The 21,627-nt window shown below is 58.1% G+C and carries 20 protein-coding genes; 3 read left to right on the top strand and 17 right to left on the bottom strand.

Going from position 1 to position 21,627, the window contains the following annotated elements; translation table 11 throughout:
• Nucleotides 1–5 precede the first annotated feature (5 nt).
• The 9 genes from nqrM to ACW4DH_RS15155 form a co-directional block, all read right to left on the bottom strand.
• On the bottom strand, nt 6–263 hold the full coding sequence (gene nqrM, locus ACW4DH_RS15115; RefSeq protein ID WP_459637233.1) for a (Na+)-NQR maturation NqrM: 258 nt from the start codon (nt 261–263) through the stop codon (nt 6–8).
• Complete coding sequence (locus tag ACW4DH_RS15120) at nt 260–1,315, bottom strand: FAD:protein FMN transferase (RefSeq protein WP_459637234.1); 1,056 nt, start codon at nt 1,313–1,315, stop codon at nt 260–262. Before ACW4DH_RS15120 ends, nqrM begins: the two co-directional genes overlap by 4 nt.
• Nucleotides 1,312–2,544, bottom strand: coding sequence for an NADH:ubiquinone reductase (Na(+)-transporting) subunit F (gene nqrF / locus ACW4DH_RS15125; protein WP_459637235.1), 1,233 nt, complete (start codon nt 2,542–2,544; stop codon nt 1,312–1,314). Before nqrF ends, ACW4DH_RS15120 begins: the two co-directional genes overlap by 4 nt.
• A gap of 41 nt (nt 2,545–2,585) precedes the next feature.
• Nucleotides 2,586–3,206, bottom strand: a complete 621-nt coding sequence (gene nqrE, locus ACW4DH_RS15130) for an NADH:ubiquinone reductase (Na(+)-transporting) subunit E (protein ID WP_459637236.1) — start codon at nt 3,204–3,206, stop codon at nt 2,586–2,588.
• Nucleotides 3,206–3,880, bottom strand: a complete 675-nt coding sequence (locus ACW4DH_RS15135; protein WP_459637237.1) for an NADH:ubiquinone reductase (Na(+)-transporting) subunit D — start codon at nt 3,878–3,880, stop codon at nt 3,206–3,208. The genes nqrE and ACW4DH_RS15135 overlap by 1 nt, the downstream gene beginning before the upstream one ends.
• Nucleotides 3,881–3,882: 2 nt before the next feature.
• Nucleotides 3,883–4,656 (bottom strand): Na(+)-translocating NADH-quinone reductase subunit C, encoded by a 774-nt coding sequence (locus ACW4DH_RS15140; protein ID WP_459637345.1) that lies wholly within the window; start codon nt 4,654–4,656, stop codon nt 3,883–3,885.
• Nucleotides 4,653–5,885, bottom strand: a complete 1,233-nt coding sequence (locus tag ACW4DH_RS15145; RefSeq protein WP_459637238.1) for an NADH:ubiquinone reductase (Na(+)-transporting) subunit B — start codon at nt 5,883–5,885, stop codon at nt 4,653–4,655. The genes ACW4DH_RS15140 and ACW4DH_RS15145 overlap by 4 nt, the downstream gene beginning before the upstream one ends.
• Before the next feature lie 2 nt (nt 5,886–5,887).
• Complete coding sequence (locus ACW4DH_RS15150; RefSeq protein ID WP_459637239.1) at nt 5,888–7,237, bottom strand: Na(+)-translocating NADH-quinone reductase subunit A; 1,350 nt, start codon at nt 7,235–7,237, stop codon at nt 5,888–5,890.
• A 296-nt stretch (nt 7,238–7,533) separates the two neighbouring features.
• Nucleotides 7,534–8,988: a glyceraldehyde-3-phosphate dehydrogenase gene (locus tag ACW4DH_RS15155; RefSeq protein WP_459637240.1), complete on the bottom strand. Its 1,455-nt coding sequence runs from the start codon at nt 8,986–8,988 to the stop codon at nt 7,534–7,536.
• Between the two features lie 583 nt (nt 8,989–9,571).
• Here ACW4DH_RS15155 and mfd point away from each other — a divergent pair.
• The 3 genes from mfd (at nt 9,572) to ACW4DH_RS15170 (ending at nt 15,998) form a co-directional block, all read left to right on the top strand.
• Nucleotides 9,572–13,021 (top strand): transcription-repair coupling factor, encoded by a 3,450-nt coding sequence (gene mfd / locus ACW4DH_RS15160; RefSeq protein ID WP_459637241.1) that lies wholly within the window; start codon nt 9,572–9,574, stop codon nt 13,019–13,021.
• A gap of 105 nt (nt 13,022–13,126) precedes the next feature.
• Nucleotides 13,127–14,773, top strand: a complete 1,647-nt coding sequence (locus tag ACW4DH_RS15165; protein WP_459637242.1) for an FMN-binding glutamate synthase family protein — start codon at nt 13,127–13,129, stop codon at nt 14,771–14,773.
• A gap of 166 nt (nt 14,774–14,939) precedes the next feature.
• Complete coding sequence (locus ACW4DH_RS15170; RefSeq protein WP_459637243.1) at nt 14,940–15,998, top strand: L,D-transpeptidase family protein; 1,059 nt, start codon at nt 14,940–14,942, stop codon at nt 15,996–15,998.
• A gap of 49 nt (nt 15,999–16,047) precedes the next feature.
• Here ACW4DH_RS15170 and ACW4DH_RS15175 read toward each other — a convergent pair whose 3' ends face one another.
• The 8 genes from ACW4DH_RS15175 to ACW4DH_RS15210 all read right to left on the bottom strand — a co-directional run bounded on the left by ACW4DH_RS15175 (nt 16,048) and on the right by ACW4DH_RS15210 (nt 21,611).
• Nucleotides 16,048–16,311, bottom strand: a complete 264-nt coding sequence (locus ACW4DH_RS15175; RefSeq protein ID WP_459637244.1) for an Lpp/OprI family alanine-zipper lipoprotein — start codon at nt 16,309–16,311, stop codon at nt 16,048–16,050.
• A gap of 133 nt (nt 16,312–16,444) precedes the next feature.
• Complete coding sequence (locus ACW4DH_RS15180) at nt 16,445–17,011, bottom strand: L,D-transpeptidase family protein (RefSeq protein WP_459637245.1); 567 nt, start codon at nt 17,009–17,011, stop codon at nt 16,445–16,447.
• A gap of 163 nt (nt 17,012–17,174) precedes the next feature.
• On the bottom strand, nt 17,175–17,534 hold the full coding sequence (locus tag ACW4DH_RS15185; RefSeq protein WP_459637246.1) for a DOPA 4,5-dioxygenase family protein: 360 nt from the start codon (nt 17,532–17,534) through the stop codon (nt 17,175–17,177).
• 188 nt (nt 17,535–17,722) lie between these two features.
• Nucleotides 17,723–18,181, bottom strand: a complete 459-nt coding sequence (locus ACW4DH_RS15190) for a hemerythrin domain-containing protein (protein ID WP_459637247.1) — start codon at nt 18,179–18,181, stop codon at nt 17,723–17,725.
• Between the two features lie 258 nt (nt 18,182–18,439).
• Nucleotides 18,440–20,029 (bottom strand): ABC-F family ATPase, encoded by a 1,590-nt coding sequence (locus tag ACW4DH_RS15195; protein WP_459637248.1) that lies wholly within the window; start codon nt 20,027–20,029, stop codon nt 18,440–18,442.
• A gap of 106 nt (nt 20,030–20,135) precedes the next feature.
• Entirely contained in the window at nt 20,136–20,624 is a 489-nt protein-coding gene (locus tag ACW4DH_RS15200; RefSeq protein WP_459637249.1) for a LabA-like NYN domain-containing protein, read from the bottom strand.
• A gap of 185 nt (nt 20,625–20,809) precedes the next feature.
• Nucleotides 20,810–21,046 (bottom strand): hypothetical protein, encoded by a 237-nt coding sequence (locus ACW4DH_RS15205; protein ID WP_459637250.1) that lies wholly within the window; start codon nt 21,044–21,046, stop codon nt 20,810–20,812.
• Nucleotides 21,047–21,143: 97 nt separating this feature from the next.
• The gene (locus ACW4DH_RS15210) at nt 21,144–21,611 is read right to left on the bottom strand and encodes a DUF6586 family protein (RefSeq protein WP_459637251.1); all 468 of its coding nucleotides are present in this window, start codon (nt 21,609–21,611) and stop codon (nt 21,144–21,146) included.
• Nucleotides 21,612–21,627: the final 16 nt, after the last annotated feature.

The following is a 21,627-nucleotide window of genomic DNA, read 5'->3' on the forward strand; positions in this document are numbered from 1 at the left end:
TTATCTCAGCGGCGGGTAGCGTCATACCCCAGGTCGGCACCGCGATTCTCGTCGTCACGGCGGCGATTTTCGAGACGACGCTTACGGCTCTCTTCCTCGCATACTTCATCCTTTCCGCCACAGATGTCGCACCCCTGCTTGAGCCCCAGTTGATTCAAGCCACCGCAGGAGCCGGCGATGGGCTTACGTCCCACGATGACACCGATGGCCATCGCCGCAACCAATAACAGCATCAGACCCAACGCCAAGAACCAAATTGTCATGTTGCCCCTCCTTCGCTAGCGTCCTGAAGGTACGGACGAAAAGCGCGACTTACGCGAGTTTCAAAACCTTCATCGGTTTTGACAATAAAATAGGCGGCAATATTCTCACGCTCTGCCAATTTCATGCCAGCCTCCGGCCCCAGCACGGTAATCGCGGTTGCCAGCGCATCCGCCGTCGAACAACGCTCGGCAATGATCGTGACCGATGCCAAACGATGCGTGACGGGCCGGCCGGTACGCGGATCGACGGTATGCGAGAAACGCTGCCCATCACGTTCATAATAGTTGCGATAATCACCCGAAGTGGCCACCGCCGCATCGCTAAGCTCGACGATACGTTGCACGGCCCGCTCGTTCGATACGGGCTTTTCCACAGCGATACGCCATGCTTCACCGCCCGGTTTTTCCCCGCGCGTACGGATTTCGCCACCAATTTCGACCAGATAGGACGTCACGCCTTCGGCATCGAGGCGCTGCGCGACACGATCGACTCCATAGCCCTTGGCAATGCCCGATAGATCGACATAGACCGGTTGGGTCTTGGTCAGCGTATTGCCCTCGAGCTGCAGAGCCCGAAAGTTCACTGTTGCCAGTGCCTGAGCGACCTCTTCGTCGCTGGGTATCGTCTCGGGGCGCATATCCGGCCCGAATCCCCAGAGATTCACCGCAGCGCCCACCGTCACGTCGAATGCCCCACCGGACATTTCACCGATGGCGATCGACTCATTAATCACATCAGCGGTAGGTGGGGAGAGCTTAAAAGGCACATTGACTGCACTCCGATTGAAGCGGGAAAGCTCGGAGTCCCGCTTGTAGGTCGACATTAAACCATCGACTTCGTTAAGCGCGGCGAGAATCGACGCCTCAAGTGCATCGATACGCTCCTGGTCGTACGAGCCATAAAGCGTAACATGAAAGCCCGTGCCGAAAACCGGCCCCTCGAAACGGTAGGCCTGCGGCTGCTTCTGACATCCTGCCAGCAGCATACACAGCAACAGGGCCAGCCCAAGATGGGCCAGCCCTGAGAGTTGCCTTATTGAACGACCGATCATCCGCCGAAATCATCCAGCATGATATTCTCGGGTTCGACCCCCATGTCCGTCAGCATCTTGATGACCGATGCGTTCATCATGGGCGGCCCACACATGTAGTACTCACAATCCTCGGGAGCCGGATGGTCCTTGAGGTAGCGTTCATACAGCACGTTGTGAATGAAGCCGGTCGGGCCTTCCCAGTTGTCTTCGGGCTGCGCATCCGATAGCGCCAGGTGCCACTCGAAGTTCTCATTCTCCTGCGCCAACTGGTCGAACTCTTCGTTATAGAACGACTCGCGCAAGGAGCGCGCACCATACCAGAACGATATCTTGCGCTGAGAATTGAGTCGCTTGAGCTGATCGAAGATATGGCTACGCATCGGTGCCATGCCCGCGCCGCCGCCGATGAAGATCATCTCAGCCTCGGTTTCCTTGGCGAAGAACTCACCGAAGGGTCCATAAACCGTCACCTTGTCGCCCGGTTTCAGCGAGAAGACGTAGGTCGACATCAATCCCGGCGGATAGTCAGTATTGGGCGGTGGCGTCGCAATACGGATGTTGAACTTGAGGATGCCCCTCTCTTCAGGATAGTTGGCCATCGAGTAGGCACGGATCACTTCTTCATCCGATTTGTGGGAAATCTTGAACAGGTCGAATTTTTCCCAATCGCCGCGATATTCTTCATCGATATCGAAGTCGGAAAACTTGATATCGTAAGGAGGCGCCTCGAGTTGCATATAGCCGCCTGCACGGAAAGCCACATTCTCGCCTTCGGGCAGACGCAACGTGAACTCCTTGATGAAGGTCGCCACATTCGGGTTGGAAACGACCTCACACTCCCATTTCTTGACCCCGAAGACTTCTTCGGGTACCTCAATCTTCATGTCCTGCTTCACCGGCACCTGACAGGAAAGGCGCCAGCCCTCCTTCTTTTCGCGCATGGTGAAGTGGGACTCCTCGGTGGGCAGAATGGAGCCACCACCCTCCGAGACACGGCATTTACACTGCGCGCATGATCCGCCGCCGCCACAGGCGGAGGACAGGAAGATGCCATTGGCAGCCAGAGTCTGCAGCAGCTTACCGCCGGCTTGCGTCGTCAGGGTGCTGTCGGGATCGCCATTGATCTCGATGGAGACGTCACCGCTGCTCACGAGCCGGCTGCGGGCCGCCAGTATCACCAGTACCAGGCCGAGCACGACCACGGTGAACATGACGACGCCGAGAATAATGATGGATGAATCGACCATGTCGGTTTCCTATTGCCGTTGTTGGCTTAGCATCAAGAGCCTTACAGCTGAACGCCGGAGAAGGACATGAAGCCCAGCGACATCAGTCCGACGGTGATAAAGGTGATGCCCAGCCCCTGAAGCCCTGCCGGTACATCGCTGTACTTGAGCTTTTCGCGAATTCCCGCGAGTGCCGTGATGGCCAGTGCCCAGCCCAGACCACAGCCGGCGCCGTAGACCACCGACTCGCCGAAGGCGTAATCCCGCTGCACCATGAACAGCGAAGCCCCGAGAATCGCGCAATTCACCGTGATCAAGGGCAGGTATACGCCAAGCGCGTTATAGAGTGCCGGCACGAATTTATCGAGGAACATCTCGAGAATCTGCACGATCGCCGCGATGACACCGATGTAGCTCAGCAGGCCGAGGAACGACAGGTCGATATTCTCGGCGCCCTCGAGCCCCGTCCAGGTCAGAGCCCCTTCGTCCAGCAGGTAGTTCAGGATCAGGTTGTTGACCGGCACGGTAATCGTCAGCACCGCTACCACCGCGATCCCCAGGCCGATTGCCGACGCCACCTTCTTGGATACCGCCAGGAAAGTACACATCCCCAGGAAGAAAGCCAACGCCATATTTTCGACAAAGACCGCCTGAATGAACAGGCTCATATAATGTTCAAGCATTACACGGTCTCCTTGATCTTGGTTTTGCTGTTAGCGACGATCCGGTACTCGGTTTTCTCGACCTGATCGGGGTTGAAGGAGCGCAGGATCCAGATCAGCAGCCCGATCACAAAGAATGCCGACGGCGGCAGCAGCATCAGACCGTTAGGCACATACCACCCGCCGTTCTGGACGGCCGGCAGCAGAGTGATGCCGAAGACGCTGCCCGACCCCAGCAGCTCGCGAACGAAGCCCACGAACAGCAGGATGACGGCATACCCCAGGCCATTGCCCACACCATCCAGAAAGCTCATCACCGGGCCATTCTGCATGGCATAGGCTTCGGCACGCCCCATGACGATGCAGTTGGTGATGATCAGCCCGACGAACACCGACAGCTGCTTCGACATTTCGTAGGCATAGGCCTTGAGCACCTGGTCGACGACGATCACCAGCGAGGCGATGATGGTCATCTGCACGATGATACGAATCGCCGAGGGGATATGGTTACGAATCAGCGACACGAACATGCTCGAAAATGCCGTGACCGCGATAACGGCAAGTCCCATGACCAGAGACACGCTCATCGAGTTGGTGACGGCCAACGCAGAACAGATACCCAGCACCTGCAAGGCGATCGGGTTGTTCTTGAAAACCGGCGAGAATACGACGCTTTTGGGAGTATCGGCAGCCATGCTTACGCTCCTCCTTGTGTGTTGTCGCGAAACCGGGCGAGATATTCGGCGAAGCCGTTCTCACTCAGCCAGAACTGCAGCAGGTTGGTCACCCCCCGACTGGTCAGTGAGGCACCGGAAAGCGCATCAGCCTCATACTCGCTGTTCGCGCCCCCCTTCACCAGTACGATCTCGGGCTGCATATCACTGTCAGCGTAGATCTTCTTGCCTTCCCACTGAGCTTTCCAGCGAGGGTTATCGACCTCCCCTCCCAGCCCAGGCGTTTCGGACTGATCGTAGAAAGACAGTCCCACCACGGTGTTGCCGTCCCCTTGCAGCGCGATAAAGCCCTGCATCAATCCCCAAAGGCCCTGACCACGCACTGGCAGGATGATCTGTTCAGGCTGATCGGGGTTGCCCACCAGATAGACGGTGGCAAACTTCTCCTGACGCCCGATTCCGGCCGGATCGTTGCCGGAAAGCGAACGTGAAGTGGCAGGATCCTTGGCCGCATCGAACTGGTTGTAGGTGTCGGGATCGAGGTTGTCGGAATACTCGCCCGTCTCCAGATTGACCACCCGCGAGGTGATCTGCTCCTCGAACTGTTCGTCGACACTGGCGTCGGGATGATACAGCTGTGCGACCTGCAGGATATTGCTCTTGCGATCGAGCTCCTGGTTCTGCTGCTGTACCGGGCGCAACACTACCGCCGCCGTGGAAACCACCACGGAACAGATGATGCACAACGCCAGAGCCACCCCCAGCGTTTTCTTGACGGAGTTGTTACTCGCCATCAGGCAGCCTCCTCAGTCACGTTGGCATGCGTCGCGTCACGTTTCATGCGCCGCTTGATATTGGCCTGCACGAAGAAGTGGTCGATCAGCGGTGCGAACAGGTTGGCAAACAGGATCGCCAACATGATGCCTTCCGGAAACGCCGGATTGACGACACGAATCAGTACCGTCATGACCCCGATCAGCGCCCCGAAAATCAATTTGCCAGGATTGGTCATCGACGCAGACACCGGGTCGGTCGCCATGAATACCATACCGAAGGCAAAACCGCCCAGCACCAGATGCCAGTACCACGGCAACTCGAACATCGGGTTGGTTGGGGATCCTGCAAAATTCAGAATCAATGTCATGCCCACCATGCCGAGGAACACGCCCAGCATGATTCGCCACGAAGCCACCCGCGTCAGCAGCAATACTGCCGCGCCGATCAGGATCGCCAGAGTGGAGACTTCACCGATCGAACCGGGCAAGAAGCCCAGGAAAGCTTCCATCCAATCGTACTGGTCATGCAACGCCACCAAGCCATCCTGAGCGGCTACCGAAAGCGCAGTAGCACCGGTATAACCATCGGCGGCAACCCACACCGAATCTCCCGACATCGCGGCCGGATAGGCAAAGTACAGAAAGGCACGACCGGTCAATGCGGGATTGAGGAAGTTCTTGCCGGTTCCGCCAAAAACTTCCTTGCCGATAACCACGCCGAAGGTAATACCCAAGGCAACCTGCCATAGCGGTACAGTCGGTGGCAGGATCAACGCGAACAGGATCGAGGTTACGAAGAATCCTTCGTTGACCTCATGGCCGCGCTTGACGGCAAACAGCACTTCCCAAAAACCGCCCACCACGAAGGTGACCAGGTAAATCGGCAGAAAATATGTCGCACCCAGCACGAAATTGGCCCAGAGGCTTCCCGGATCATGGCTACCGGCGAGCGCCATGGTGATCGCCTCACGCCAGCCACCGAGAACGCCATAGCCGTTCTCGACGGCAATATTGGCCTGCAGGCCAGCGTTATACATGCCGAAGAACATCGCCGGGAAGGTACACAGCCACACCGTGATCATGATGCGCTTCAGATCGATACCGTCACGTATATGCGCGGTGCCGTTGGTCACATCGGGTGGCGAGTAGAAGATAGTATCAACGGCTTCGTACAGCGCGTAATACTTCTCGTACTTGCCTCCCTTATGGAAGTGTGGCTCGAGATTGTCGAGCGTCTTGCGAATACCCATCGTCAGGCCTCTTTCTCGATCATGGTGAGATTGTCGCGCAGGATGGGGCCGTACTCGTACTTACCCGGGCAGACGTAGGTACATAACGCCAGATCCTCTTCATCCAGTTCCAGGCAGCCAAGCTGCATGGCGGACTCGATATCGCCGACGATAAGCGAACGCAACAGCTGCGTAGGCAGAATATCGAGTGGCATGACCTTCTCATAAGACCCGATCGGCACCATGGCACGCTCGGAGCCATTGGTCGATGTATCGGGCGCATAGCTGGGCAGTCCGAGGAACTGAGAAATGTAGATTCCCATTACCGAATGCCGGTTCCGCCCGGGGGATAGCCATCCCATAAAGGCCCGCTTGTTGCTTTCCTCGATCAGGCTGAACTGCTGATGGAAACGCCCCAAAAAACGCCGTGCCCCTTCCGCCGTCGTGCCGCCGAACACCGAGCCTGAAATGACCCGGGTTTCCTCGGGTTGTACAACTTCACCGTCGAGCAGCTCATCGCTGCTGGCACCCACTCGAGTCCGCAGCAGGCGAGGTTTCTGGGCCCGCGGGCCACCGACGGCGACGACACGACGCATGTCCAGGCGCCCCTCGACGAACAGCTTGCCGATGGTGATCACGTCCTGGTATCCGACATACCAAACCTGCTTTTTCAGGCTGACGGGGGATAGGAAATGAATATGCGTCCCGGGCAAGCCGGCCGGGTGCAGCCCCTTGAAAGTCTCGACCTGAACACCGTCGATATCGCCGCCGGGAAGCTGCGCATCCGGTGCCTGACAGAGAAACACCTTACCCGGCGTGAGTTGCTTGAGCACTTTAAGCCCATTGTCAAACGCTTCGGGCTCCTCGGCAATGATAATCGCCGGATCGGCGGACAATGGCTGCGTATCGATCGCCGTCACGAAAATATCGGCGGGAACCGCATCGGGTGATGGCGTGCGGGAAAAGGGCCGCGTGCGTAGCGCAGTCCATAAGCCCGACTCGACCAGTTGGTCGACAACAGTGCGACGCTCCAGTCCGGCCAGGGCAGCGGCGTCATGAGCCGTGAATGCCACCGCATCTTCCTGATCGTCGAGCTTGATGACGACCGACATCAGCACGCGTTTCTCGCCGCGATTGATAGCGACCACTTCACCGGCACCCGGCGCAGTAAAGCGTACCCCAGGCGTTTTCTTGTCGGTGAACAATAGCTGGCCCAGCTGTACCTTATCTCCCTCCCGGACCTCCATGGTCGGCTTCATACCAACATAGTCAGGCCCCAGAATCGCCACATGGCGCACGGGCGGCGCATCATAGATACGCTGCTCGGGCGCCCCGGCGATGGGGAGATCCAGGCCTCGTTTGACTTCGATCATAGTCTCGCCCAGTAATTGGATCTGATTTTCACAAGGAAAGGATCTTCGACGGACGGCAGTACCGCTCACACGCAACGTTAACTTCGTACGCGCTCTCGGCTGGCGTCACGGTAACCGAATTCTTTTCTTATCAGAAGGTTGCGTCTGCGACCCGCGGCCAAACGGATCACGTTGAAAAATCGCATCCATTATAAAGAGACGCAGGTCGAAAGACCACCTGACCGCGGAGGGAGGTTGGCGATGGAATACCGAGGCCGTCTACCCCGGGGCCGGGGTAGACGCATCAGGAAGGGAAACTAGCCGCGCCCGGCGGGCAGATAGCGGAAGTGAACGTTGGACATGTATTGCAGGATACGCACTACCTGGCAGCTATAACCGAACTCGTTGTCATACCATACGTAGAGCACCACCTGATTGTCGTTGGCCAGGGTGGCCTTGGCATCGACAATTCCCGCATGGCGGTTACCTACGAAGTCAGACGACACCACCTCCGGCGAATCGACATAATCGATCTGTTTCTGCATGGTCGAGTGCAGCGCCATTTCGCGCAAGTACTCATTCAACCCGTCCCGGCCGGCCTTCTTTTCGAGCGAGAGGTTGAGAATCGCCATCGACACATTGGGCGTCGGCACGCGAATGGCGTTACCGGTGAGCTTCCCGGAGAGCTCGGGTAGTGCCTTGGTCGCCGCCTTGGCCGCCCCCGTTTCGGTCAATACCATGTTCAGCGGCGCGCTACGTCCACGACGATCGCCCTTATGGTAGTTGTCGATCAGGTTTTGGTCATTGGTATAGGAATGCACCGTTTCGACATGTCCATGAACGATCCCGAATTCGTCATTGATCGCCTTGAGAACCGGTACGATGGCGTTGGTGGTGCACGAAGCGGCCGATACGATGCGATCGCCCTCGTCGAGATCGTGGTGGTTGATCCCGTAAACCACATTCTTGAGGCTGCCCTTGCCCGGCGCCGTCAACAATACTTTCGAGACGCCCTTCGACTCGAGATGTTGGGCCAATCCCTCCTCGTCGCGCCACTTGCCGGTATTATCGACGACGAGAGCATTGTCGATCCCGTAAGCGGTGTAGTCGACTTCACCGGGAGCGTTGGCATAAATCACCTGGATGAAATTGCCATTGGCGATGATGGCGTTGTTTTCATGGTCGACCCTTATGCTGCCCGAAAAGGGACCATGGATGGAATCGCGCCGTAGCAGGCTGGCGCGCTTCTCCAGATCATCGCCACTGCCACGCACCACAATGGCACGCAACCGCAACAGATTACCGCCTCCGGCCTTCTCGATCAGGATGCGCGCCAGCAATCGGCCGATACGCCCGAAACCGTACAGCACCACATCCTTGGGAGAGCCGCCCATACCGGCCTCTTCATGCTGTCCGACAATTTCGGACAGCTGCTCTCTGAGGAATCCTTTGACGTCGTCACTGCCGGAATTCTTGAAGGCGACACCCAGCTTGCCGATATCGACATGGGCCGGCCCCAGGTCGAGCTCGATCATGGCCTTGACCATGGGATAAGTATCACGAACCGTTAATTCCGTGCCCTCGACCTTAAGCACATAGCGATGATTCTTGAGGATGCGAATAACAGAACGATTGATGAGTGAGCGACCATATAGGGAGGGGACGACATTGTACTTGCGGTACAGCTGGCCCAGCAGCGGAATCATTTCTTCGGCGAGCGCCTCATTGTCCTGCCATTCCTGAAAATAGGTGTCGAGCTTTTCTTGACTCACGGAGGGCCTCTTCACGGTTCGGGAATTGGTTGACTTAAGTGGCGGTATTATTTGCAGGCATTGCGCGTTGTCGCAATGCTTGTATGGTCGCACTTGCTGTAGCGTCACTACACAAAACGGGGCTTGACTACAAACGAAAAACAGGCAATGTCACACACCCTACCCGGCCCTACAAGGGCATGTTTCGGCATACGTTTTTATTAAGAAGTACTAGAAACAACTGCTTTTCCCAATGTGCAATTTTTATCTTTTCGTTCCTATTCGGCCCACCATAAGCAAGCAAAACCGCCCGCCTGCATGCAAAGGCCTGCGTACCATTTCGGCATATAAAAAACTGCTTTATTAGTACCGCATCGGCTCTCACGCACGCACTTACAAAACTCTCAATAAAACTCACGATACTTACTCCAAGCCCACAAACCATCTATCGTGACAGTCCAGAACCATGCCATTTGAATCGGCCGTATAGTCAATAGATCGCGCTTTTTTCTCCCAGGAAAACAACTCGCCCCCCCGATGCCTCTGTCCCCGGTCACGGCCGGCTTGCTATCATCAACGGCATTTTACGGTTAACGATAAGCTCATGACGCACTTCTCGCCGCTTGAACCACCACGTCCGCAAGATACACGCAAGACGACGTACTGGCACCAACCCCAAGGCAGCGCCACGGCCTTGGCCCTCGCTCGCCTGGCCGATGACGCGCCATTGCTGGTGATCACACCGGACACGGCCAGTGCCCAGCGCCTGGAAAGCGCCTTGAGCTTCTTTTCCAAGGTGCCGGTATTGCCGTTTCCCGACTGGGAAACGCTGCCTTACGACAGCTTTTCACCCCACCAGGATATCGTCTCGGCTCGGCTACGCACCCTGCGCCAGCTGCAGGAAGGCGTCAGCGGGATCGTGCTGGTACCGGCCAACACCCTGATGCAGCGTCTACCGCCCACCGCCTACATTGCCGGGCGGGTATTGACGCTCGAGACCGGTATGACACTGGACCGCGAGGGTTTCCGCGAGCGACTCTCGCGTGCCGGCTACCGGTCTGTGGAGACTGTCTACGAACCTGGCGAATATGCCCTGCGTGGTGCACTGATCGATCTTTTTCCCATGGGTAGCGACACGCCGCTGCGCATCGACCTGTTCGATGACGAGATCGACACTCTGCGTCGCTTCGACCCTGACACCCAGCGCTCGGCAGACAAGATCGGGCGTGTCGAGCTGCTGCCAGCGCACGAATATTCGCTGTCACGCTCGTCCATTGCCTGCTTTCGTGAAGGCTTCGAGACGTTATTCGATGTCGATCCTCGCCAATCCCCCCTCTACGTGGATGCATTGAAAGGCATCCCCTCCCCGGGGCTGGAACAGTATCTGCCACTATTTTTCGAAGAAACGGCCACGCTTTTCGAATACCTGGCGGAGGGCACGCAAGTCGCATTGCTTCCCGACGTACATGCCGCCGCCGAGCATCACTGGGCCGCAATAGAAAGCCGATTCGAGAACCTCGGCGTCGATCCGACCCGTCCGTTGCTCCCCCCAGCACGAGCGTTCGTGCCGGTCGCCGAAGTCTTTGCTGCCATCAAGCGCCATCCCCGGGTGGAACTGGTTGACGACGAGCACCATCCGCACGCCCAGAGACTGGCCACCCAGCCACCGCCGACCGTGGCCATCAACGCCCGCACACAACAACCTCTGGCGCGGCTCGAGGAGTTCCTGCAGGCCCATGCCGAGCTGCGCGTCTTATTCGTTGCCGAATCCCGCGGCCGGCGTGAAGCGCTCGAGGAGATGCTGGCTCCACTGCACCTGACTCTGCCCTATGTCGAGAACTGGCAAGCCTTTCTCGACGAAGGCGCACGGCTGGCGCTTACGCAGGGTGGCCTGGACGATGGTCTGTGGCTGAACGACCCCGCCCTGACGATCATCACCGAGACCGAACTCTACGGCGATGTCGTGCGACAGACCCGCCGCCGCGAAAAAGCCACGGATGACAATGCGCTGGCGGTGCGTCACCTCTCCGAATTACGCCCCGGTGCGCCTGTCGTCCATCAGACTCATGGAGTGGGCCGCTACCAGGGCTTGGAAAAACTGGAGGCCGGCGGTCAGGCGGCCGAATTCGTCGCGCTGGAATACGCCAATGGCGCCAAGCTCTACGTCCCGGTGGACAACCTGCAACTGATCTCGCGTTATGCCGGGGCCAGCGACGAGCTCGCCCCGCTGCATAAGCTGGGCTCGGACACGTGGGACAAGGCCAAGAAGAAGGCCGCCGAGAAGATTCGCGACACTGCGGCCGAGTTGCTCGATGTCTACGCGCGCCGCGAAGCCCGCGAAGGTTTCGCCTGCGACGATCCCGGCGAGGAATATGCACGTTTCGCCGCCAGCTTCCCCTTTGAGGAAACGCCTGACCAGCGTGCCGCCATTCATGCGGTCATCGGCGACATGACGGCGCCGCGTCCCATGGACCGCGTCGTCTGCGGCGACGTGGGCTTCGGCAAGACCGAAGTGGCGATGCGTGCCGCCTTCCTGGCCGTCAATTCGAACCGCCAGGTCGTGGTACTGGTGCCCACCACCCTGCTCGCCCAGCAGCATTACGATAATTTTCGTGATCGCTTTGCCGACACCGCGGTGCAGATCGAGCTAATCTCGCGCTTCACCGGTGGCAAGGGCCAGGCCGATAGCCTGAAACGCATCGAAGAAGGACGCGCCGACATCGTCATCGGCACGCACAAGCTGCTCAGCAAGCAGATGAAGTTCCCCAACATGGGGCTGTTGATCATCGATGAGGAGCACCGCTTCGGCGTGGCGCAGAAGGAGCGCCTGAAGAGCCTGCGCGCCGAGGTCGACATCCTCACGCTGACCGCCACTCCGATACCCCGCACCTTGAACATGGCCATGAGCGGCATTCGTGACCTGTCGATCATCGCTACCCCGCCGGCCCGGCGTCTGTCGGTGAAGACATTCGTCCAGCAGCGCAACGAACCGGTGGTCAAGGAAGCCATCCTGCGCGAGATCCTGCGTGGCGGGCAGGTATATTTCCTGCATAACGAGGTCAAGACCATCGAGGCGACGGCGGAGACGGTGCGCGAAATGGTACCCGAGGCCCGCGTGGCGGTGGCGCATGGCCAGCTGCCGGAGCGCTCTCTCGAGCGAATCATGTCGGACTTCTACCACAAGCGCTTCAATGTGCTGGTATGCTCGACCATCATCGAGACCGGAATCGACGTCCCCAGCGCCAATACCATCATCATCGAGCGCGCCGACAAGTTCGGCCTGGCCCAGCTTCATCAGTTGCGTGGGCGTGTCGGGCGCAGCCACCACCAGGCTTACGCCTACCTGCTGACGCCGCCTCCCAAGGCCATGACCCGTGATGCCATCAAGCGTCTCGAGGCGATCGGCCAGGCCGAAGATCTCGGGGCAGGTTTCACCCTCGCCAGCCATGACATGGAAATCCGTGGTGCCGGCGAGCTGTTGGGCGACGAACAGAGCGGTCAGATGGAAACCATCGGCTACAGCCTGTACATGCAGATGCTCGATCGTGCGGTCAAGGCGATTCGCGCCGGCAAGACACCGAATATCGAAGCTCCGCTCGATGAAGGCGTAGAAGTCAGCCTTAATCTACCGGCGTTGATCCCCGACGATTACCTGCACGACGTACAGCAGCGTCTGATCATGTACAAGCGCGTCAGCAACGCCGAGAATCAGAACGACCTCAGGGAGCTACAAGTGGAAATGGTTGACCGCTTCGGCCTGCTGCCCGCCCCGGTCAAGACGCTGTTTCGCCAGGCCCTGTTGCGCCAGCGCGCCACACGACTAGGTATCGTGCGCCTGGAAGCCGGCCCCGAACGTGGCCGCGTAATCTTCGGTGCCAGCCCCGCCGTCGATCCGATGACACTGGTGACCCTGATCCAACAGAATCCCGCACGCTACAAGCTCGAGGGCGCCGACACCCTGCGTTTCGAAGCCGACATGGACAACGAGGAGGCACGCTTCGCGACAGTGGAACAATTGCTGGAGACACTGAATCGCAAGGCGGAGGCAGCCTAGGTCCGGCCTGATGCGAAAGCGGCGCTGCATTCGAGCGCCGCGTCCCTCGGCCAGATACCGGTCGCTACCGCTCCAATGCACCGTGGATAAGGAGAATCCGTAAACATGCTGGCAAACTTATCGAAGGTTCCACTTCGCTACGGCATCTATACCCTGAGCATCATTGGATTGCTGATATCCCTAACGGGACTGGCATTTACATTTGCCTGGGGCTGGGGAGTCCTGATCTTTGGGCTCCTTGCAGCGCTGGGCACCTACGACCTGCAACAGCGCCGCCATACGGTAAGCCGCAACTACCCGATTCTTGCTCACCTGCGCTATAGCCTGGAGTCCGTTGGTCCCGAAATCCGTCAATACTTCGTTCAGAGCGACACGGAAGAGCAACCCTACTCACGCGAACAACGCACGCTAGTATACCAGCGCGCCAAGAATGTCCTCGACAAGAAGGCCTTCGGCTCGCTGAAGGATATGTACCAGGAGGGTTATGAGTGGATCAACCCGTCACTGATGCCAGCGACAATCGAGTCCCATGATTTTCGCATCACGATAGGGCCCGACTGCGAGCAGCCGTACTCGACGAGCATCTTTAACATATCCGCGATGAGCTTTGGCTCGCTGTCGGGTAATGCCATCAGCGCTCTGAATGCCGGCGCCAAACGGGGCAATTTCTATCACGACACCGGAGAAGGCTCGATATCCCGCTATCATCGCGAAAATGGCGGGGATCTGGTCTGGGAGATCGGTTCGGGATATTTCGGTTGCCGCAATGACAACGGTACCTTCAGCGAGGAACGTTTCATCAAGAACGCCGCATTGCAACAGGTCAAGATGATCGAAATCAAACTGTCGCAGGGCGCCAAACCCGGCCACGGCGGTATTCTTCCCGGCGCCAAGGTCACCGAAGAGATCGCCGAGGCCCGCGGCGTCCCGGTGGGCAGGGACGTGATTTCCCCTTACGCCCACTCGGCTTTCAGCACGCCGCTGGAAATGATGGCCTTCATAGCCCGGCTGCGTGAACTCAGCGGCGGCAAGCCGGTGGGAATCAAGCTGACCATCGGCCACCCCTGGGAATGGTTTGCCCTGGTCAAGGCCATGCTGGAAAGCGGACAGCGTCCGGACTTCATCGTAGTGGATGGCGGCGAAGGTGGCACCGGCGCCGCGCCGCTCGAGTTCATCAACCGTCTGGGCATGCCGCTGACCGAAGCATTGCTGCTGGTTCACAACACCCTAGTCGGCACGCGCCTGCGCGAACATATCTTTATCGGCGCTGCCGGCAAGCTGGTGTCAGCGTTCGACATCGCGCGCACCATTGCATTGGGAGCGGACTGGTGCAATGCCGCACGCGGTTACATGTTCGCGCTGGGCTGCATTCAGGCCATGTCATGCCATACCGACCGCTGTCCCAGCGGAGTGGCGACGCAGAACCCTCGGCGTGGCAACAAACTGGATGTCGCCGATAAAAGTGCGCGAGTCTATCATTTTCACGACAATACGCTGAAGGCGCTGGCGGAAATGCTCGCCGCCGCCGGGTTGCATAGCCCGGCGGAACTGGGGCCGGAGCACATCATGCGCCGCGTGTCGAAGAACGAAATACAATCCTACGCGGCGCTGTTTCCCTTCGTGGAACCCGGCGAATTGCTTGAAGGCATGCCTCAGCATGTGGTTTTCCGCAATTACTGGGCCGATGCCACTCCGGCATCCTTTCACCCACCGGCTGCCATAGCGGCGCTTCGTCAGACGAAGCTTCGCTAAACTCGTCCTGAGGTGAGCCGATATGTCCCAGATGGCGGTTTCAGCCTTGCCGCCGACAGGCCATTTTCAGGGCACTCTTGCTGTTCCCCAGGGAACGGAAAATACTCGGAATACCGCACCGGCGCTTATCGCCGATTCTGTACAGTCACAGCATAGGTCATCGCACATGCCGGCTCTCTCGAAGTACTTCTTGATACTGCTAGGCAGCACACTGCTGCTACCCTCCTTGGTTAGAGCGGAGGAAACATCGTGGCCTGTCGGCCATTATCCCTTGCCCGAACAGGGCGATGTCATCGGTCAGGTTCAGGTTACGACGGCAACGCAGGAGGACACGCTGATCGACATCGGACGACGTTACGGAGTCGGCTACGAGGAGATGCGCCGGGCCAACCCGGAGACCCGCACCTGGCTGCCGGGTGAGGGAACCGAAGTTGTCGTTCCTACCCGCTTCATTTTACCGCCAGGCCCGCGCGAGGGGGTTGTGGTCAATGTCGCCGAAATGCGCCTGTACTATTACCCGCCGGCCACGGACGACGAACCGGTGCATGTGGAGACCTACCCGATCAGTGTAGGCCGCATGGACTGGTCAACGCCGCTGGGCGAGACCCGTATTGTCGCCAAGGTCAAGGATCCGGCATGGTATCCGCCGGAATCGATCATCAAGGAGCATGCGGAACGCGGCGATAATCTGCCACGTATCGTTCCCGCCGGCCCCGACAACCCCCTCGGGCAATACGCCATGCGCCTGGATATCCCTGGGTATCTCATTCATGGAACCAACCGGCCTCAAGGCGTGGGCATGCGCGTCACTCACGGTTGTATTCGCATGCTGCCGGAGGATATCGAACGGTTGTTTCCCAAACTGCCCGTGGGCACTCAGGTACGTTTGATACATGCGCCGTTCAAACTCGGCTGGTCCCAGGGCGAACTTTATGTCCAGGCTTACCCGGGCCTGGAAGAAATGGAGGAAACCTCCATTACCCGTATTACCGAGGCGGTAGACGCCGTCTCCACCGCGGTTAAAGACCGGCAATACCCGGTGGACTACGCCCGCCTGCGCCAGATTGTCGAGGCGCCTAACGGCTTGCCCGAATCGATACACCTGGTTGCGGAAGAACCCGCGATGCCGGAGAACACGACACTGTATGACCGACTGGAGGTTGCGGCGAATCTGGACTGGTGGGGCGAAACGCAGAAGACCCTGCCGATGGCAGGGTCTTCCTGAGGCATGCTGAAGAGAATGTCCCCCTACCTGGGGGACATTCTCTAAACAATCACTTGCGCATGGAGCTCTGGAACATCCGGTCCATTTCCTCTCTGTTACGCTGTGCGGCCTGCATGGCAGCCTGAGCATCGCGCTGCGCCTGGTTGGCGGTATTCAACGCTTCACGGGCCATATTGCGCGTTTCAGTCGACTGTGCGGCCTGCTGGTCCTGCTGTGACGTCTTCTCACCACCACTTGCAGCACAGCCCGCGAAAATAGCCATGGACAGGCCAATAGCGGAAAGCTTGAGAGTGGTTTTGATTGGGGTCGACATGCTCTTCTCCTTGAAGTCACTTGCTTGGTTAGCTAATGCCTGCTTGGCAGGCTTTTCCGTGCAATTGCAACGCCGATTATACAAGCTTGACGTCAATGCATCGAGCGGACATTTTCTGCCCTCACTGAGAAAACTAGCGGATGATGACTCTCGTGCCAAGTCCAACCCACCTCGCTAGCTGCTCAATCTGCTCATTTGTAACCGCCACGCAGCCCTGCGTCCAGTTAAACCGCTCATGAATGCGCGGGTCGCCTTCACCCAGACCGTGAATGCCGATATTACCTCCCAATATCGTGTCTTGAGGCGGAGCGCCATGGCGGCGGTAATCGCTCAGATAACGGTCGAATTCAGTATCACTCATTATCCCAGCCTGCTGTGCTTCGCGCGCATGAGCCACGGTAGGATAATCCAGGCCGAGAAAGATATGAAAGCGGCTTTCACGGTTAATCCAGTTAATACGAAACTCCCCGGTCGGCGTCTTGTTATCGCCGCTGACACGTAATCGAGAGACGCCTTCCCGGCCCAGCGAGACAGGATGGTAACGCTCGATCTCCTGTTCGCCTCGATAGACATGCAAGGTAGATGACTTGTCGTCAATCAGCAGCCAGACGGCTTTCTCGTCACCACTCACCGGAGAGACGAGTACCGCCTGTAATAACAGCCAGCACCCTATACAGATGACACGCTTCAATTGGCTCATAGAGCACACACTCTCTTCTCTCATCGACACGGGTACGTTTGAGGCTGCTCTTGAATCCCTGGCCCCTTGATGACCGGATTCCCAGCATTGACCTAAAAGCAGCGAGCATCATGTCAGGAAATTCCCACACGATTCGCCACCGCAATCCCGCCGTGTTCAAGCCTCAGCGCTGAAAAACACTTAGCTTCAATGCCACCGCATCGCCCAACCACATGGCATGTTGGGTATGATCTTGAAGATCATCGCCCGTTACACCGTGAACGAGAATATTCAATCCTTGGCGATTTTTTTCCAACCAAGGAATCAACAGATCGAACGTTTTCCTATCGAAAGCCAGTTGGCAGCTCCAGCAGGGATGGGGACCTACTCGTTTGCAGTGCACACGCCCGACCGTGACAGGAAAGCTACTGCCGGCTTGCTCACACAGCGAAACCGCTTGCACCTTGCTAATCGCATCGAAATAGACGTGGGCATGGTAACGTTCATAGAGATTTACCGGCCGTTTGGGCCTGGTGCTTTGCATGCATCGCCCCTTGCCTACTAGTGGGGTTATTTTCTTCTGGCCATGCCAGAAAGGTACGCTGTAACGCAGCCCTGAAAATATCACGCTCCAAAGGTTCAGGACCATACAAAAGCCTCGGCTCACCGAGCCGAGGCTTTTGAAATGACCGACAGCAGACGTCAACGTTGCGGGAACCTCTACCCGCCCGCTCAGAGGCCCTGTTGCATGAGTTCTTTCTTGCGCGCCGCCATTTGCTCACCCAGCTCGTTGAGCTGGTTTTCTGACATGCTCTTTCTCGCCATTTCGAACATGTCCTCTTCCTCTTCTTCCATATGGTGCTCAAGCAATTCCTTGAGCACCTTGGCCCGACCGGAGAACTGGGTACTGGCCGGATCGGTTTTCTTGAGATCCGGCAGGACGAGCTCTTCTACTGCCCGGTGCTCTTCCCAGGCCTCGTAATACATGCGGTCGTTCTCTTTACCGTTGCTCTCCTTAAAGGAGGGGTAGAAGATTTCTTCTTCAATCTGAGTATGGACTCTCACTTCCAGCTCGATCTTGTCGAGCAACTCAGGACGTTTCTTGGACGCCCTCTCGGTCGAGCCCACCAGTTGGGCGAGAAGTCCGCGAACCTTTTCATGATCTTCCGTGAGCAGTTCGATGGCATTCATCGAGTATCCTCTCCTTGGTCATCAGCCTGACGATATTGCGTGCCCTCTATGGAGCCTTCGCAACCCGCCGCGTCACGTGTTATGTCCATAAGATGCGCTCGGCCATGAAGGGCCGTTTCAGAAACAGCCCAACAGAGCGAGCCACACCCCATCGATCATAACCATAGCCTCGCAGGACAGAACGTCAACCGAAGCGAGGCATGAAGCCTGTTCCGAGGGCGGTGTCGCCAGGCGGTGCGGTGAAAGATCTACGGCTCGTTAGCTGCTGACGCCCTGACTGCGCAGATAATCCTCGTAGCTGCCGCTGAAGTCGGTAATACCCTCGCCATGCATGTCGATGATCCGCGTCGCCAGCGATGAAACGAATTCACGGTCATGGCTAACGAAAATCAACGTGCCGGGATAATTGTCCAGCGCCAGGTTAAGCGCTTCGATGGATTCCATGTCGAGGTGGTTGGTGGGCTCGTCCATCACCAGCACGTTGGGCTTCTGGAGGATCAGCTTGCCGAACAGCATACGTCCCTGCTCGCCCCCGGAAATGACGTTGACCGACTTCAAGATATCGTCATTGGAAAACAGCATGCGCCCCAGCGTGCCGCGCACCAGCTGTTCCCCACCCGACGTCCACTGCGACATCCAGTCGAACAGATTGTCACCGTCGGTGAACTCGTCACCATGATCCTGCGCGTAGTACCCTACCTCGGCGCTATCGGTCCACTTCACTTCGCCCGCATCGGGCACCAGGGCCCCCACCAGGCAGTTGAGTAACGTGGTCTTGCCGATCCCGTTGGGACCGATGATCGCCACCCGCTCGCCCGCTTCGATCTGCATGCCGAGCCGCTCGAACAGCGGCGCGCCATCATAACCCTTGGTCAGCTTATCGACGACCACCGCCTGGCGGTGAATCTTCTTGTTCTGCTCGAAGCGGATGAACGGACTGACGCGGCTCGAGGGCTTGACCTCTTCGAGCTGAATCTTGTCGATCTTGCGCTGGCGCGACGTAGCCTGCTTGGCCTTGGAGGCGTTGGCCGAGAAGCGGCTGACGAAGGTTTGCAACTCGGCAATTTCCGCCTTCTTCTTGGCATTGTCGGCATGCAAGCGCTCGCGTGCCGCAGTGGCAGCCGTCATGTATTCATCATAATTGCCCGGAAACAGGCGCAGCTCGCCATAGTCGAGGTCGGCCATGTGCGTGCAGACGCTGTTCAGGAAGTGACGATCGTGGGAGATGATGATCATCGTACTGTTACGCGCCGTCAGTATGTCTTCCAACCAACGGATGGTATTGATGTCGAGATGGTTGGTCGGCTCATCGAGCAGCAGTACATCCGGATCGGAAAACAGTGCCTGAGCGAGGAGTACCCGCAGTTTCCAGCCGGGGGCGACGGCACTCATCGGGCCGAAGTGTTGCTCCAGCGGAATCCCCAGCCCCAGCAACAGCTCGCCGGCCCGCGCCTCGGCGGTATAACCGTCGAACTCGGCAAACTCGACTTCCAGCTCGGCGACCGCCATGCCATCCGCCTCGCTCATTTCCGGCAGCGAGTAGATGCGATCACGCTCTGTCTTTACACGGGCAAGCTCGGTATGCCCCATGATGACCGTGTCGATGACGCTACTGTCTTCATAGGCGAACTGGTCCTGACGCAACTTGCCCAGCCGGATACTGCTATCGAGCATCACCTGCCCCCCCGAGGGCTCGAGATCACCGCCGAGGATTTTCATGAAGGTCGACTTGCCGCAGCCGTTGGCGCCGATCAGGCCATAACGGTTGCCGTTGCCGAACTTGACGGAGACGTTTTCGAACAGGGGCCGGGCCCCGAACTGCATGGTTATATTGGCGGTGGAAATCACAATGGGTCCAGTCAGAGAGCCCATGCGGGACATGGGCGAGAAAAGGGCGCGATTGTACGCAATTGCTCCCGGCAGCGACAGCTATTGCCGCTGTCGAGCCTTGGCGTTACGCATGTCTGGCAGGCAATAATAGAGGACCGTCAATGGGCACGAAGCGAGTGGCCGCCTGGATGAGCGAGTTCGCGGTCAGCCGGTCCACGCCATACACTTCGACGGGAATCTGAAATCGCTGTCTTATCTTATGCACCAGCAGATCGAAGTCACCATCGCCCGATAGAAGTATGACCCTCTCGACCTGCTCGGCGTATTCGATGGCGTCCAGCGTGATGCCGACGTCCCAATCCCCCTTGGCCGAGCCGTCGCGCCGCTGGATGAAGGGTTTGAGTTTCACCTCGAAGCCAATCCCGCGCAGAATATTCTGAAACTGACGCTGTTTTTCATCGTCTCGCTCGACGGCGTAGGCGATGGCCTTGATGACCTCCCGGTTCGATGTAGCTTTGCGCCAGAAGGCATTGTAATCGAAGTGTCGTCCAAAGATCTGCCGGGTCGTGTAATAGATGTTCTGAACATCCACGAAAACAGCCACTTTTTCCATTCCTGCCCCCAGTGAAGAGTCTTAACGGGTGGAACATGACACGGGAAGGCGGGTAAATGATGAGGCCATGCCAGTAGCACAAGATCACGCCAGGCCGTGCCGCGATCAAGCGCCGTGCGGCACGACGCTGTCGATTTCTTCGGATAGGACTTTTCAGCGAAAGCATCTGCAGCGAAAAGCGTGCATCAATGGAAAGTGGCGGGTTCCCGCGGTTCGTCGTCCTCACTATCCCACAGGTGGGTACGCGTAATGGCATGATCGATCATTTCACGCGCCACCTCAAAGCGGCTCTGACGCAGTAGCTCAGCGGCCTCTTGAGAGAAGCGGATACTGACCAGTGCTTCTCCCTTGCCTTCCGAAGGCCTGAGCACGATCTCGCCGTCGGCGAGTTCAACGATTTCCAGAATCGCGGTATCGGACACATTTACCTCTCATCGTTGCGGCCAACAAAAAACGACCAAGGCGTAGCGCCATGGTCGTTGTTCCTTTTTTCAAGCCTACCATTTGCATGCGTTTTCGTCACCATTCAAGACTGGCTTCACGCAGACGCGGCAGTAACGCCTTGAATTCGCGCAGGCACCACTGCAGCTCTTCACCCAGCGCGATGCGCTCGGCGCTAATGATTAACGACGTGCGGGTCTCGCGCCGCGCCGCACCTTCCACGCCATGCAATGCCTCGATGCGAGCCAACAGTACCGTCAGCCAGCTGTCGGGCTGGGTCGCAATTTCTCGTAGCTCCATGACCGCAGCAACCGGTGAAGCGCCCTCGACAAGCAGCTCGCGCCACTCGTGACGCGCCAGCCGGGCATGTTCGGTCACTTCGCGCAGCAGGGCGTTGAGGGCAAGCTCCAGCAGTGCCAGACAGCCCTCCTCCCGCGCCAGGCGTCGTGCTTCGACGTGCTCGTCTTCGAGGTCCGTCTCATGGCCCATGCTCAGCAACAGCTCGGCCTGATACAGCAATTGATTGGTGCGTCCGCGTGGTGTCATCGGCGACCTCCTACGG

It is taken from the genome of Halomonas sp. WWR20 (assembly GCF_054602495.1).

What these genes read in the sequence shown, in the direction of transcription:
- ACW4DH_RS15200 (WP_459637249.1), bottom strand. Translation starts at nt 20,624, where the DNA reads ATGGAAAAAGTGGCTGTTTTCGTGGATGTTCAGAACATCTATTACACG.
- ACW4DH_RS15165 (WP_459637242.1), top strand. Translation starts at nt 13,127, where the DNA reads ATGCTGGCAAACTTATCGAAGGTTCCACTTCGCTACGGCATCTATACC.
- mfd (WP_459637241.1), top strand. Translation starts at nt 9,572, where the DNA reads ATGACGCACTTCTCGCCGCTTGAACCACCACGTCCGCAAGATACACGC.
- ACW4DH_RS15135 (WP_459637237.1), bottom strand. Translation starts at nt 3,880, where the DNA reads ATGGCTGCCGATACTCCCAAAAGCGTCGTATTCTCGCCGGTTTTCAAG.
- ACW4DH_RS15210 (WP_459637251.1), bottom strand. Translation starts at nt 21,611, where the DNA reads ATGACACCACGCGGACGCACCAATCAATTGCTGTATCAGGCCGAGCTG.
- ACW4DH_RS15175 (WP_459637244.1), bottom strand. Translation starts at nt 16,311, where the DNA reads ATGTCGACCCCAATCAAAACCACTCTCAAGCTTTCCGCTATTGGCCTG.
- ACW4DH_RS15145 (WP_459637238.1), bottom strand. Translation starts at nt 5,885, where the DNA reads ATGGGTATTCGCAAGACGCTCGACAATCTCGAGCCACACTTCCATAAG.
- nqrE (WP_459637236.1), bottom strand. Translation starts at nt 3,206, where the DNA reads ATGCTTGAACATTATATGAGCCTGTTCATTCAGGCGGTCTTTGTCGAA.
- nqrM (WP_459637233.1), bottom strand. Translation starts at nt 263, where the DNA reads ATGACAATTTGGTTCTTGGCGTTGGGTCTGATGCTGTTATTGGTTGCG.
- ACW4DH_RS15190 (WP_459637247.1), bottom strand. Translation starts at nt 18,181, where the DNA reads ATGAATGCCATCGAACTGCTCACGGAAGATCATGAAAAGGTTCGCGGA.
- ACW4DH_RS15120 (WP_459637234.1), bottom strand. Translation starts at nt 1,315, where the DNA reads ATGATCGGTCGTTCAATAAGGCAACTCTCAGGGCTGGCCCATCTTGGG.
- ACW4DH_RS15170 (WP_459637243.1), top strand. Translation starts at nt 14,940, where the DNA reads ATGCCGGCTCTCTCGAAGTACTTCTTGATACTGCTAGGCAGCACACTG.
- ACW4DH_RS15150 (WP_459637239.1), bottom strand. Translation starts at nt 7,237, where the DNA reads ATGATCGAAGTCAAACGAGGCCTGGATCTCCCCATCGCCGGGGCGCCC.
- nqrF (WP_459637235.1), bottom strand. Translation starts at nt 2,544, where the DNA reads ATGGTCGATTCATCCATCATTATTCTCGGCGTCGTCATGTTCACCGTG.
- ACW4DH_RS15185 (WP_459637246.1), bottom strand. Translation starts at nt 17,534, where the DNA reads ATGCAAAGCACCAGGCCCAAACGGCCGGTAAATCTCTATGAACGTTAC.
- ACW4DH_RS15180 (WP_459637245.1), bottom strand. Translation starts at nt 17,011, where the DNA reads ATGAGCCAATTGAAGCGTGTCATCTGTATAGGGTGCTGGCTGTTATTA.